Annotated in this window: 7 protein-coding genes, 1 tRNA gene and 3 rRNA genes; 8 read left to right on the top strand and 3 right to left on the bottom strand. The window is 52.7% G+C overall.

From position 1 onward, the window contains the following. The first annotated feature begins 231 nt into the window (after window positions 1–231). The 4 genes from QEN32_RS20810 (at window position 232) to rrf (ending at window position 5,243) form a co-directional block, all read left to right on the top strand. Window positions 232–1,773, top strand: a 16S ribosomal RNA gene (locus QEN32_RS20810). Between the two features lie 85 nt (window positions 1,774–1,858). Next, window positions 1,859–1,934, top strand: a tRNA-Glu gene (locus tag QEN32_RS20805). 193 nt (window positions 1,935–2,127) lie between these two features. Beyond that, window positions 2,128–5,034, top strand: a 23S ribosomal RNA gene (locus tag QEN32_RS20800). 93 nt (window positions 5,035–5,127) lie between these two features. After that, window positions 5,128–5,243 (top strand): 5S ribosomal RNA (gene rrf, locus QEN32_RS20795). Together the 16S, 23S and 5S rRNA genes with 1 tRNA gene alongside form the textbook arrangement of a ribosomal RNA operon. 164 nt (window positions 5,244–5,407) lie before the next feature. Here rrf and QEN32_RS20790 read toward each other — a convergent pair. Then, a complete protein-coding gene (locus tag QEN32_RS20790; protein ID WP_000973248.1) occupies window positions 5,408–5,845 on the bottom strand; it encodes an acetyltransferase in 438 nt (145 codons plus the stop codon). A gap of 156 nt (window positions 5,846–6,001) precedes the next feature. On the opposite strand from QEN32_RS20790, the gene metA reads away from it, so the two are divergent. The 4 genes from metA (at window position 6,002) to aceK (ending at window position 11,989) form a co-directional block, all read left to right on the top strand. Continuing rightward, window positions 6,002–6,931 carry a homoserine O-succinyltransferase gene (metA, locus tag QEN32_RS20785; RefSeq protein WP_001122767.1) on the top strand — a complete coding sequence of 310 codons (930 nt, stop codon included), beginning with the start codon at window positions 6,002–6,004 and terminating at the stop codon, window positions 6,929–6,931. Window positions 6,932–7,198: 267 nt separating this feature from the next. Next, the gene (aceB, locus tag QEN32_RS20780) at window positions 7,199–8,800 is read left to right on the top strand and encodes a malate synthase A (protein WP_001069371.1); all 1,602 of its coding nucleotides are present in this window, start codon (window positions 7,199–7,201) and stop codon (window positions 8,798–8,800) included. 31 nt (window positions 8,801–8,831) lie between these two features. Then, on the top strand, window positions 8,832–10,136 hold the full coding sequence (aceA, locus tag QEN32_RS20775) for an isocitrate lyase (protein ID WP_000857882.1): 1,305 nt from the start codon (window positions 8,832–8,834) through the stop codon (window positions 10,134–10,136). Between the two features lie 101 nt (window positions 10,137–10,237). Further along, a complete protein-coding gene (aceK, locus tag QEN32_RS20770; protein WP_001137268.1) occupies window positions 10,238–11,989 on the top strand; it encodes a bifunctional isocitrate dehydrogenase kinase/phosphatase in 1,752 nt (583 codons plus the stop codon). On the opposite strand, the gene QEN32_RS20765 is transcribed toward aceK, so the two are convergent. Together QEN32_RS20765 and iclR are read right to left on the bottom strand one after the other, a co-directional pair. Continuing rightward, window positions 11,953–12,360, bottom strand: a complete 408-nt coding sequence (locus QEN32_RS20765; protein ID WP_010989091.1) for an ASCH domain-containing protein — start codon at window positions 12,358–12,360, stop codon at window positions 11,953–11,955. The genes aceK and QEN32_RS20765 overlap by 37 nt on opposite strands. Before the next feature lie 10 nt (window positions 12,361–12,370). After that, complete coding sequence (iclR, locus tag QEN32_RS20760; protein ID WP_000226434.1) at window positions 12,371–13,195, bottom strand: glyoxylate bypass operon transcriptional repressor IclR; 825 nt, start codon at window positions 13,193–13,195, stop codon at window positions 12,371–12,373. Window positions 13,196–13,400: the final 205 nt, after the last annotated feature.

Below are 13,400 nucleotides of genomic sequence, written 5' to 3'. Positions count from 1 at the left end.
AAAATCCTGAAATTCAGGGTTGACTCTGAAAGAGGAAAGCGTAATATACGCCACCTCGCGACGGTGAGCTGAAAGCCGCGTCGCACCTGCTCTTTAACAATTTATCAGACAATCTGTGTGGGCACTCGAAGATACGGATTCTTAACGTCCTCGGACGAAAAATGAATACCAAGTCTCAAGAGTGAACACGTAATTCATTACGAAGTTTAATTCTTTGAGCATCAAACTTTTAAATTGAAGAGTTTGATCATGGCTCAGATTGAACGCTGGCGGCAGGCCTAACACATGCAAGTCGAACGGTAACAGGAAGCAGCTTGCTGCTTCGCTGACGAGTGGCGGACGGGTGAGTAATGTCTGGGAAACTGCCTGATGGAGGGGGATAACTACTGGAAACGGTGGCTAATACCGCATAACGTCGCAAGACCAAAGAGGGGGACCTTCGGGCCTCTTGCCATCAGATGTGCCCAGATGGGATTAGCTTGTTGGTGAGGTAACGGCTCACCAAGGCGACGATCCCTAGCTGGTCTGAGAGGATGACCAGCCACACTGGAACTGAGACACGGTCCAGACTCCTACGGGAGGCAGCAGTGGGGAATATTGCACAATGGGCGCAAGCCTGATGCAGCCATGCCGCGTGTATGAAGAAGGCCTTCGGGTTGTAAAGTACTTTCAGCGGGGAGGAAGGTGTTGTGGTTAATAACCGCAGCAATTGACGTTACCCGCAGAAGAAGCACCGGCTAACTCCGTGCCAGCAGCCGCGGTAATACGGAGGGTGCAAGCGTTAATCGGAATTACTGGGCGTAAAGCGCACGCAGGCGGTCTGTCAAGTCGGATGTGAAATCCCCGGGCTCAACCTGGGAACTGCATTCGAAACTGGCAGGCTTGAGTCTTGTAGAGGGGGGTAGAATTCCAGGTGTAGCGGTGAAATGCGTAGAGATCTGGAGGAATACCGGTGGCGAAGGCGGCCCCCTGGACAAAGACTGACGCTCAGGTGCGAAAGCGTGGGGAGCAAACAGGATTAGATACCCTGGTAGTCCACGCCGTAAACGATGTCTACTTGGAGGTTGTGCCCTTGAGGCGTGGCTTCCGGAGCTAACGCGTTAAGTAGACCGCCTGGGGAGTACGGCCGCAAGGTTAAAACTCAAATGAATTGACGGGGGCCCGCACAAGCGGTGGAGCATGTGGTTTAATTCGATGCAACGCGAAGAACCTTACCTGGTCTTGACATCCACAGAACTTTCCAGAGATGGATTGGTGCCTTCGGGAACTGTGAGACAGGTGCTGCATGGCTGTCGTCAGCTCGTGTTGTGAAATGTTGGGTTAAGTCCCGCAACGAGCGCAACCCTTATCCTTTGTTGCCAGCGATTAGGTCGGGAACTCAAAGGAGACTGCCAGTGATAAACTGGAGGAAGGTGGGGATGACGTCAAGTCATCATGGCCCTTACGACCAGGGCTACACACGTGCTACAATGGCGCATACAAAGAGAAGCGACCTCGCGAGAGCAAGCGGACCTCATAAAGTGCGTCGTAGTCCGGATTGGAGTCTGCAACTCGACTCCATGAAGTCGGAATCGCTAGTAATCGTGGATCAGAATGCCACGGTGAATACGTTCCCGGGCCTTGTACACACCGCCCGTCACACCATGGGAGTGGGTTGCAAAAGAAGTAGGTAGCTTAACCTTCGGGAGGGCGCTTACCACTTTGTGATTCATGACTGGGGTGAAGTCGTAACAAGGTAACCGTAGGGGAACCTGCGGTTGGATCACCTCCTTACCTTAAAGAACTGTTCTTTGCAGTGCTCACACAGATTGTCTGATAGAAAGTAAATAGCAAGGCGTCTTGCGAAGCAGACTGATACGTCCCCTTCGTCTAGAGGCCCAGGACACCGCCCTTTCACGGCGGTAACAGGGGTTCGAATCCCCTAGGGGACGCCACTTGCGCGGTAATGTGTGAAAGGCGTTGCCATCAGTATCTCAAAACTGACTTGCGAGTCACGTTTGAGATATTTGCTCTTTAAAAATCTGGATCAAGCTGAAAATTGAAACACAGAACAACGAAAGTTGTTCGTGAGTCTCTCAAATTTTCGCAACACGATGATGAATCGCGAGAAACATTTTCGGGTTGTGAGGTTAAGCGACTAAGCGTACACGGTGGATGCCCTGGCAGTCAGAGGCGATGAAGGGCGTGCTAATCTGCGATAAGCGCCGGTAAGGTGATATGAACCGTTATAACCGGCGATACCCGAATGGGGAAACCCAGTGTGATTCGTCACACTATCATTAACTGAATCCATAGGTTAATGAGGCGAACCGGGGGAACTGAAACATCTAAGTACCCCGAGGAAAAGAAATCAACCGAGATTCCCCCAGTAGCGGCGAGCGAACGGGGAGGAGCCCAGAGCCTGAATCAGCATGTGTGTTAGTGGAAGCGTCTGGAAAGGCGCGCGATACAGGGTGACAGCCCCGTACACAAAAGCGCATGTGCTGTGAGCTCGATGAGTAGGGCGGGACACGTGGTATCCTGTCTGAATATGGGGGGACCATCCTCCAAGGCTAAATACTCCTGACTGACCGATAGTGAACCAGTACCGTGAGGGAAAGGCGAAAAGAACCCCGGCGAGGGGAGTGAAAAAGAACCTGAAACCGTGTACGTACAAGCAGTGGGAGCACAGGTTTACCTGTGTGACTGCGTACCTTTTGTATAATGGGTCAGCGACTTATATTCTGTAGCAAGGTTAACCGTATAGGGGAGCCGCAGGGAAACCGAGTCTTAACCGGGCGTTAAGTTGCAGGGTATAGACCCGAAACCCGGTGATCTAGCCATGGGCAGGTTGAAGGTTGGGTAACACTAACTGGAGGACCGAACCGACTAATGTTGAAAAATTAGCGGATGACCTGTGGCTGGGGGTGAAAGGCCAATCAAACCGGGAGATAGCTGGTTCTCCCCGAAAGCTATTTAGGTAGCGCCTCGTGAATTCATCTCCGGGGGTAGAGCACTGTTTCGGCTAGGGGGCCATCCCGGCTTACCAACCCGATGCAAACTGCGAATACCGGAGAATGTTATCACGGGAGACACACGGCGGGTGCTAACGTCCGTCGTGAAGAGGGAAACAACCCAGACCGCCAGCTAAGGTCCCAAAGTCATGGTTAAGTGGGAAACGATGTGGGAAGGCCCAGACAGCCAGGATGTTGGCTTAGAAGCAGCCATCATTTAAAGAAAGCGTAATAGCTCACTGGTCGAGTCGGCCTGCGCGGAAGATGTAACGGGGCTAAACCATGCACCGAAGCTGCGGCAGCGACACTGTGTGTTGTTGGGTAGGGGAGCGTTCTGTAAGCCTGCGAAGGTGGCCTGTGAGGGTTGCTGGAGGTATCAGAAGTGCGAATGCTGACATAAGTAACGATAAAGCGGGTGAAAAGCCCGCTCGCCGGAAGACCAAGGGTTCCTGTCCAACGTTAATCGGGGCAGGGTGAGTCGACCCCTAAGGCGAGGCCGAAAGGCGTAGTCGATGGGAAACGGGTTAATATTCCCGTACTTGGTGTTACTGCGAAGGGGGGACGGAGAAGGCTATGTTGGCCGGGCGACGGTTGTCCCGGTTTAAGCGTGTAGGTGTGTGTTCCAGGTAAATCCGGTTCACTTTAACACTGAGGCGTGACGACGAGGCACTACGGTGCTGAAGCAACAAATGCCCTGCTTCCAGGAAAAGCCTCTAAGCATCAGGTAACATCAAATCGTACCCCAAACCGACACAGGTGGTCAGGTAGAGAATACCAAGGCGCTTGAGAGAACTCGGGTGAAGGAACTAGGCAAAATGGTGCCGTAACTTCGGGAGAAGGCACGCTGACACGTAGGTGAAGTGATTTACTCACGGAGCTGAAGTCAGTCGAAGATACCAGCTGGCTGCAACTGTTTATTAAAAACACAGCACTGTGCAAACACGAAAGTGGACGTATACGGTGTGACGCCTGCCCGGTGCCGGAAGGTTAATTGATGGGGTCAGCGCAAGCGAAGCTCCTGATCGAAGCCCCGGTAAACGGCGGCCGTAACTATAACGGTCCTAAGGTAGCGAAATTCCTTGTCGGGTAAGTTCCGACCTGCACGAATGGCGTAATGATGGCCAGGCTGTCTCCACCCGAGACTCAGTGAAATTGAACTCGCTGTGAAGATGCAGTGTACCCGCGGCAAGACGGAAAGACCCCGTGAACCTTTACTATAGCTTGACACTGAACATTGAGCCTTGATGTGTAGGATAGGTGGGAGGCTTTGAAGTGTGGACGCCAGTCTGCATGGAGCCGACCTTGAAATACCACCCTTTAATGTTTGATGTTCTAACGTGGACCCGTAATCCGGGTTGCGGACAGTGTCTGGTGGGTAGTTTGACTGGGGCGGTCTCCTCCTAAAGAGTAACGGAGGAGCACGAAGGTTGGCTAATCCTGGTCGGACATCAGGAGGTTAGTGCAATGGCATAAGCCAGCTTGACTGCGAGCGTGACGGCGCGAGCAGGTGCGAAAGCAGGTCATAGTGATCCGGTGGTTCTGAATGGAAGGGCCATCGCTCAACGGATAAAAGGTACTCCGGGGATAACAGGCTGATACCGCCCAAGAGTTCATATCGACGGCGGTGTTTGGCACCTCGATGTCGGCTCATCACATCCTGGGGCTGAAGTAGGTCCCAAGGGTATGGCTGTTCGCCATTTAAAGTGGTACGCGAGCTGGGTTTAGAACGTCGTGAGACAGTTCGGTCCCTATCTGCCGTGGGCGCTGGAGAACTGAGGGGGGCTGCTCCTAGTACGAGAGGACCGGAGTGGACGCATCACTGGTGTTCGGGTTGTCATGCCAATGGCACTGCCCGGTAGCTAAATGCGGAAGAGATAAGTGCTGAAAGCATCTAAGCACGAAACTTGCCCCGAGATGAGTTCTCCCTGAGACTTTAGGTCTCCTGAAGGAACGTTGAAGACGACGACGTTGATAGGCCGGGTGTGTAAGCGCAGCGATGCGTTGAGCTAACCGGTACTAATGAACCGTGAGGCTTAACCTTACAACGCCGAAGATGTTTTGGCGGATGAGAGATGATTTTCAGCACTGATTCAGATTACATCAGAACGTAAAAACGGTCTGATAACAGAATTTGCCTGGCGGCACTAGCGCGGTGGTCCCACCTGACCCCATGCCGAACTCAGAAGTGAAACGCCGTAGCGCCGATGGTAGTGTGGGGTCTCCCCATGCGAGAGTAGGGAACTGCCAGGCATCAGACAAGTGAAGAAGCCCGTCCGTCTGGACGGGCTTCTTTGCGTGTGTGGTAACTGTAAAAATGTAGGCCTGATAAGCGCAGCGCCATCAGGCAACCTGCACCGCCGGATGGCAGTTTCGCCTTATCCGGCCTGTATGCACTTATCAGGCAGCACCACTACTCACGGATAAATTAAATTCAACAATGGATACGGTTTCCCAAGATCGTCAACCTCCGAACGTCCCGTCACCTTAAATCCCATTTTCTTATAAAATCCAACAGCTTGTGTATTCTGCTCATTAACATTGGTTGTCAACCCCGGCGCCAGTGTTAACGCATGTTCAACTAATCTCTTACCGATACCCTGACCACGCACGTCCGGATCGACAAACAGCGCATCCATATGTTCGCCGGTAAGCAGCATAAATCCTACCGGCTCATCCTGATCGGTCACGGCAACCCATAGTGGCGCTTCTGGCAGAAAATCGCTCACCAGCTCTTCCAGTTCGGCCCGATAAGCGTTTGACAGAAAATCGTGCGTGGCATCGACTGAGCGACGCCAGATCGCAATCAGTTTTTCCCCTTCCTCATGCCTTGAACGGCGAATGTTAATCATCATCTTCACTCCTTTTTTGCTTACTTCTATTCTAATGCAAATGCTGTCGTGAAACTTTCTCACCTTGAACTTGCAGACTCGACATTCGCCTGATTTCTGAGTATCTTCAGCTATCTGGATGTCTAAACGTTTAAACGTATGTCGTGAGGTTATCAGGTTATGCCGATTCGCGTGCTGGACGAGCTACCCGCCGTCAATTTTTTACGTGAGGAGAATGTCTTCGTCATGACGACTTCTCGCGCATCAGGTCAGGAAATTCGCCCGCTAAAGGTACTTATCCTTAACCTGATGCCGAAGAAGATTGAAACGGAAAATCAGTTTCTGCGCTTGCTATCGAACTCGCCATTGCAGGTCGATATTCAACTGCTGCGGATAGATGCCCGCGAGTCGAGGAACACGCCAGCCGAGCATCTGAACAACTTTTACTGTAACTTCGACGATATCTGCGATCAGAACTTTGATGGGCTTATCGTGACCGGAGCGCCGCTGGGTCTGGTGGAGTTTAATGACGTGGCTTACTGGCCGCAGATTAGGCAGGTGCTGGAATGGGCGAAAGATCACGTTACTTCGACGCTATTTGTCTGTTGGGCCGTCCAGGCTGCACTCAATATTCTGTATGGTATCCCTAAGCAGACCCGTACAGATAAACTTTCCGGCGTCTATGAACATCACATCCTTCATCCTCATGCTCTGTTAACGCGTGGTTTTGATGATTCGTTTCTTGCGCCACACTCACGCTATGCCGATTTCCCGGCGGCGCTAATACGGGATTATACGGATCTTGAAATTCTGGCCGAAACAGAAGAAGGGGATGCGTACCTGTTTGCCAGCAAAGATAAACGTATTGCGTTTGTCACCGGTCATCCTGAATATGACGCTCATACGTTAGCGGGTGAATATTTTCGTGACGTTGAGGCCGGGTTAAATCCGGAGGTTCCGTACAACTATTTCCCAAAAAACGATCCGCAAAACATACCGCGCGCAACCTGGCGCAGCCACGGTAATTTACTGTTTACTAACTGGCTCAACTATTATGTCTACCAGATTACGCCATATGATCTGCGTCACATGAATCCAACCCTGGATTAATCTTCTGCTTCTGACGATCCTAAAGCGTTTCAGCATGTTGAATCAGGCACCTTCGGGTGCCTTTTTTATTTCCGAAACGCACCTCATCATGTAATTAAATTTAATTTACATTGTTATCAATAGGTTAATGCATAATTAAATTAAAAATGGAAATTGTTTTTGATTTTGAAATTTAATTGAGTAGTCTTAGTTGTGTTGAACGAAAAGCGCACAGTGATCCTTCGTTCGCATTGGGGATGTATCTGGATCAACAAGAGGAGCTGCATGATGAATCCACAGGCAACCACAACTGATGAATTAACCTTTACCAGGCCGCAAGGCGAGCTGGAAAAGCAAGTCCTGACCGCTGAGGCAGTCGAGTTTTTGACGGAGTTAGTCACCCGTTTTACGCCAAAACGCAATAAACTCCTGGCTGCACGTATCCAGCAACAGCAGGATATTGATAACGGTAAGTTGCCTGATTTTATTTCGGAAACCACTTCCATTAGAGAAAGTAATTGGCAGATTCGTGGTATTCCGGCGGATTTACAGGATCGCCGAGTAGAAATTACCGGGCCGGTTGAACGTAAAATGGTGATTAATGCCCTGAACGCAAATGTGAAAGTGTTTATGGCGGATTTTGAAGACTCGCTGGCGCCGGACTGGAATAAAGTTATTGATGGTCAAATCAACCTGCGTGATGCGGTGAACGGCACCATTAGCTATACCAACGAAGCCGGAAAAATCTATCAGCTCAAGCCCGATCCGGCCGTATTGATTTGTCGTGTACGTGGTCTACATCTGCCAGAAAAACATGTTACCTGGCGGGGGGAAGCCATTCCCGGCAGCCTGTTTGATTTTGCTCTGTACTTTTTCCACAACTATAAAGCGCTGCTCGCTAAAGGTAGCGGCCCGTATTTTTACCTGCCGAAAACGCAAGCCTGGCAGGAAGCAGCCTGGTGGAGTGAAGTTTTCAGCTACGCCGAAGACCGCTTTAACCTGCCGCGCGGTACGATCAAAGCGACCCTGTTGATTGAAACGCTGCCGGCTGTTTTCCAGATGGATGAGATTCTTCATGCGCTGCGTGATCATATCGTCGGTCTCAACTGTGGTCGCTGGGATTATATTTTCAGCTATATCAAAACGTTGAAAAATCACCCGGATCGCGTCTTGCCGGACAGGCAGGTGGTAACGATGGACAAACCGTTTCTGAGCGCCTACTCGCGCCTGCTGATCAAAACCTGTCACAAGCGCGGCGCGTTCGCGATGGGCGGTATGGCGGCGTTTATCCCGAGCAAAGACGTTGAACGCAACAATCAGGTCCTTGCCAAAGTGAAAGCGGATAAAGCGCTGGAAGCGAACAACGGCCACGACGGCACGTGGATTGCGCATCCCGGGTTGGCGGATACCGCAATGGCCGTCTTTAACGAGGTACTGGGCGAGCACAAAAATCAGCTGTTCATTACCCGTGATGAAGATGCGCCGATTACCGCTGAACAGTTACTGGAGCCATGTGAAGGCGAACGCACAGAAGCGGGAATGCGCGCCAATATTCGCGTGGCAGTGCAGTACATTGAAGCGTGGATCTCCGGCAATGGCTGTGTACCGATTTACGGTCTGATGGAGGATGCCGCGACGGCGGAAATCTCACGAACCTCTATCTGGCAGTGGATTCACCATGAGAAAACACTGAGCAATGGAAAACCCGTAACGAAAGCGCTTTTCCGCGAAATGTTGGCGGAAGAGATGCGGGTAATCCAGGACGAACTGGGCGAGCACCGCTACAGCAGCGGGCGCTTCGACGATGCCGCACGTCTGATGGAGCAAATCACCACCTCAGATGACTTAATCGACTTCCTCACCCTGCCGGGCTATCGCTTACTGGCTTAATTCACCACATAACAATATGGAGCATCTGCACATGAAAACCCGTACTCAACAAATCGAAGAATTACAGAAAGAGTGGACACAACCGCGCTGGGAAGGCATCACCCGCCCGTACAGCGCGGAGGAGGTGGTGAAATTACGCGGCTCGGTTAACCCGGAATGCACGCTGGCGCAGCTCGGCGCAGCGAAAATGTGGCGGCTGTTGCACGGTGAAGCGAAAAAAGGCTATATCAACAGCCTTGGCGCGCTGACCGGCGGTCAGGCGTTGCAGCAGGCGAAAGCCGGTATTGAGGCGATTTATCTTTCAGGCTGGCAGGTGGCGGCAGATGCCAACCTGGCATCCAGCATGTATCCGGATCAATCGTTGTACCCGGCAAACTCTGTTCCGGCGGTAGTGGATCGGATCAACAACACTTTCCGTCGTGCGGATCAGATCCAGTGGGCATCCGGTATTGAACCCAACGATCCGCGCTATGTGGATTACTTCCTGCCGATCGTTGCTGATGCGGAAGCCGGTTTTGGCGGCGTTCTGAATGCCTTCGAACTGATGAAATCGATGATTGAAGCCGGTGCAGCGGCCGTTCACTTCGAAGATCAGCTGGCGTCGGTGAAGAAATGCGGCCATATGGGCGGCAAGGTGCTGGTCCCCACGCAGGAGGCGATTCAGAAACTGGTTGCTGCGCGTCTGGCCGCTGATGTGATGGGCGTCCCGACGCTGGTGATTGCGCGTACCGATGCGGATGCGGCAGATCTGATCACCTCCGACTGCGATCCCTATGACAGCGGTTTTATTACCGGCGAACGCACCAGCGAAGGTTTTTACCGCACCCATGCGGGCATTGAGCAGGCGATCAGCCGCGGTCTGGCGTATGCCCCGTATGCCGATCTGGTATGGTGCGAAACTTCTACGCCGGATCTCGAACTGGCGCGTCGTTTTGCCGATGCTATCCACGCGAAGTATCCGGGCAAACTGCTGGCCTATAACTGTTCGCCATCCTTCAACTGGCAGAAGAATCTGGACGACAAGACCATTGCCAGCTTCCAGCAGCAGTTGTCGGACATGGGTTACAAATACCAGTTTATTACCCTGGCGGGCATCCACAGCATGTGGTTCAACATGTTCGACCTGGCGCATGCATACGCTCAGGGTGAGGGTATGAAACACTATGTTGAGAAGGTTCAACAACCCGAGTTCGCCGCAGCGAAAGACGGCTATACCTTTGTTTCCCACCAGCAGGAAGTGGGCACAGGTTACTTCGACAAAGTCACCACCATTATTCAGGGCGGCGCGTCATCCGTTACCGCGTTAACGGGTTCCACCGAAGAATCGCAGTTTTGATTGATGCCCGGTGGCGCTGCGCTTACCGGGCCTACAGATAGCGTAGGCCGGATAAGCGAACGCGCCATCCGGCATGACGTGGTGCCGGATGAGGGAAAAAAATGCCGCGTGGCCTGGAATTACTGATTGCTCAAACCATCCTGCAAGGCTTTGACGCGCAGTATGGTCGATTTCTGGAAGTGACTTCCGGCGCGCAGCAGCGTTTTGAACAGGCCGACTGGCACGCCGTCCAGCAGGCGATGAAAAGCCGTATCCACCTCTATGATCATCATGTGGGTCTGGTGGTGGAGCAACTGCGCTGTATTACCGATGGCAAAAGTACCGACGCGGATTTCCTTTTACGCGTTAAAGAGCATTACACCCGGCTGTTGCCGGATTACCCGCGCTTCGAGATTGCGGAGAGCTTTTTCAACTCCGTTTATTGCCGGTTATTTGACCACCGCTCGTTAACACCCGAGCGGTTGTTTATTTTCAGTTCGCAACCGGAGCGTCGCTTCCGTACTATCCCGCGCCCGCTGGCCAAAGACTTCTTTCCCGATCACGGTTGGGAGCCGCTGTTGATGCGCATACTCAGTGACTTACCGCTGCGTCTGCCCTGGCAGAATAAAAGCCGGGATATCCGCTATATTATCGCGCACCTGACTGAAACACTGGGCGAGGACGCGCTACCTCGCTGCCATGTCCAGGTGGCGAATGAGTTGTTTTACCGTAATAAAGCGGCCTGGCTGGTAGGTAAATTAACCACACCTGACGGTACGCTGCCGTTTTTATTGCCGATTCATCGTACTGATGAGGGGGAACTGTTTGTCGATACCTGCCTGACCACCACGGCAGAAGCGAGCATTGTGTTTGGTTTTGCCCGCTCTTATTTTATGGTGTATGCGCCGCTGCCTGCCGCGCTGGTTGAGTGGTTGCGTGAAATCCTGCCGGGTAAAACCACTGCCGAACTGTATATGGCGATTGGCTGCCAGAAACATGCGAAAACCGAAAGCTACCGCGAATATTTGTGTTATCTGGCTGAAAGCGATGAGAAATTCATTGAGGCGCCTGGTATCCGCGGCATGGTGATGCTGGTGTTTACCCTGCCAGGTTTCGACCGGGTATTTAAAATCATTAAAGACAAATTCGCCCCGCAGAAAGAGATGTCTGCCGCCCATGTGCGTGCCTGTTATCAACTGGTAAAAGAGCATGATCGCGTCGGTCGTATGGCGGATACCCAGGAGTTTGAGAATTTCGTACTGGATAAACGGCAAATCGATCCGGCGCTGATGGCGCTGTTACGGCAAGAAGTGCCAGAGAAGATTACCGATCTTGGGGAACATATCGTCATTCGCCATCTCTATATTGAACGGCGCATGGTGCCGCTCAATATCTGGCTGGAACAGGTAGAAGGCCAGCAGTTGCGCGATGCGATAGAAGAATATGGTAATGCGATTCGCCAGCTTGCCGCCGCTAATATTTTCCCCGGCGATATGTTGTTTAAAAACTTTGGCGTTACCCGTCATGGCCGCGTGGTGTTCTACGACTACGATGAAATTTGCTACATGACGGAAGTGAATTTCCGCGATATTCCGCCAGCGCGTTATCCGGAAGACGAACTGGCCAGCGAACCCTGGTATAGCGTCTCGCCGGGTGATGTTTTCCCGGAGGAGTTTCGCCACTGGCTGTGTGCCGATCCGCGTATCGGGCCATTGTTTGAAGAGATGCATGCCGACCTGTTTCGCGCCGATTACTGGCGCGCGCTACAGACGCGTATTAAAGAAGGACATGTAGAAGATGTGTATGCCTATCGTCGTCGCCAGCGCTTTAGCGTGCGTTACGGCGCGATCTCAAGTACGGCGAACTCTTCGTAAACCAGTTCCATCTCCGGCGACCAATTACCCTCGCGCTCAAAAAAGGCCCGGTGTGCCGCTTGCCAGTACGCCAGGCTAAGATCGCCTTCGCCTTCCAGTGCGGCGAGATCGGCGCTCATCTCGTTAAAACGGATCAGCCTGAGCGCCAGCGTGCGTATGACGCACACGGCGTCGCCTGTGCCGTTGAGCACAATGTGATATGACCCGGGCGTGACAGGGGGCTGCTCTTTCTGATAGCTAACCAGCGAGCTACAGGTGCCACGCTTTTTACCGGCGACCACTAGCGCCGCCAGCTCGTCGGCCAGCGCCGGCGAATCACCGAAAGACCAACAGAAGGCCTGTGGGTACTTCTCCTGCCAGTATAATTTCAGGCTGCTCATTTCAGCGAGTTCCACCATAGGCCAGCGTCACCTCTTTCGCCGCTTTAATCACCATGGCGCCAAGTTCGGTGACGCGATCGTCGGTAATGCGTGAGCAGGGGCCGGAAATAGAGAGGGCCGCAAACGGTTCGCGGTGTTCGTCATAAATACACGAGGCCACGCAGCGCAGACCGAGTGCATGTTCTTCGTCGTCAAAGGAATAGCCGCGCTTGCGTGTTTGGGCGAGGTCATCTTTCAGATGCAGCGGCGACACCAGCGTCGCATGGGTATAAGCGTGCAACCCCTTGCGATGCAGCAGACTGGTAACCTGTTCCTCACTGAGCTGTGATAAAAACGCCTTGCCCGCGCCAGAGGCGTGCATGGGCAGCTTGCCGCCAATAGGGGCGGACATGCGCATCAATTGTGTGCACTGCACCTGGTCGATAATAATAGCCTGATGGTCGCTCTGATCGAGTACGGCAAGGTTTACCGTTTCGCCGGAGTCCTCCATCAGCTTGCGCAAAATCGGATGGACAATCGCCAGCAGATTACGGCTCTGTAAGAAGCTGCTACCGACGATAAACGCGTGTGCGCCTACGGCCCAGTGGCCCAGCTCACCAACCTGGCGGACAAAACCCTGTTGCTGCATGGTGGTGAGTAGACGGTGAGTCGTGGAATTAGGCAAACCCGCCTGTTGCGCCAGTTCGGTCAGCGCGACGCTGCCGTTGGACTCGGCAATCCACTCCAGCAGCTTCAGACCGCGAGTTAAAGACTGAACCTGCCCGGTTACGGGTGCAGTGGTAGCGGCAGGTTTTCTCCCGCGTTTCGCGGGAACAGGGGCAACCATGGCAGACTCCTTTTTCTGTATCGTGGAAATCATTTTCGTTTTATTCAATTATAATGCAAGAGTTCCTGAACTGATCGGATGAGTGACATCACAGGATGCCCGATGGCGCTTCGCTTATCAGGCCTACGCTTTGGGAGCCGCCAAAGTAATTTGTAGGCTGGATAAGGCGTTTGCGCCGCCATCCGGCAAAGCGACAGAAGTGGGT

The sequence above is a fragment of the Salmonella sp. SA14318 genome, assembly GCF_029866905.1.
In the GTDB taxonomy this organism is placed as follows: domain Bacteria; phylum Pseudomonadota; class Gammaproteobacteria; order Enterobacterales; family Enterobacteriaceae; genus Salmonella; species Salmonella enterica.
The sequence above is the reverse complement of the archived record's forward strand: the minus strand, read 5'-3'. Positions and strand labels throughout refer to the sequence as shown.

What these genes read in the sequence shown, in the direction of transcription:
- QEN32_RS20790 (WP_000973248.1), bottom strand. Translation starts at nt 5,845, where the DNA reads ATGATGATTAACATTCGCCGTTCAAGGCATGAGGAAGGGGAAAAACTG.
- metA (WP_001122767.1), top strand. Translation starts at nt 6,002, where the DNA reads ATGCCGATTCGCGTGCTGGACGAGCTACCCGCCGTCAATTTTTTACGT.
- aceB (WP_001069371.1), top strand. Translation starts at nt 7,199, where the DNA reads ATGAATCCACAGGCAACCACAACTGATGAATTAACCTTTACCAGGCCG.
- aceA (WP_000857882.1), top strand. Translation starts at nt 8,832, where the DNA reads ATGAAAACCCGTACTCAACAAATCGAAGAATTACAGAAAGAGTGGACA.
- aceK (WP_001137268.1), top strand. Translation starts at nt 10,238, where the DNA reads ATGCCGCGTGGCCTGGAATTACTGATTGCTCAAACCATCCTGCAAGGC.
- iclR (WP_000226434.1), bottom strand. Translation starts at nt 13,195, where the DNA reads ATGGTTGCCCCTGTTCCCGCGAAACGCGGGAGAAAACCTGCCGCTACC.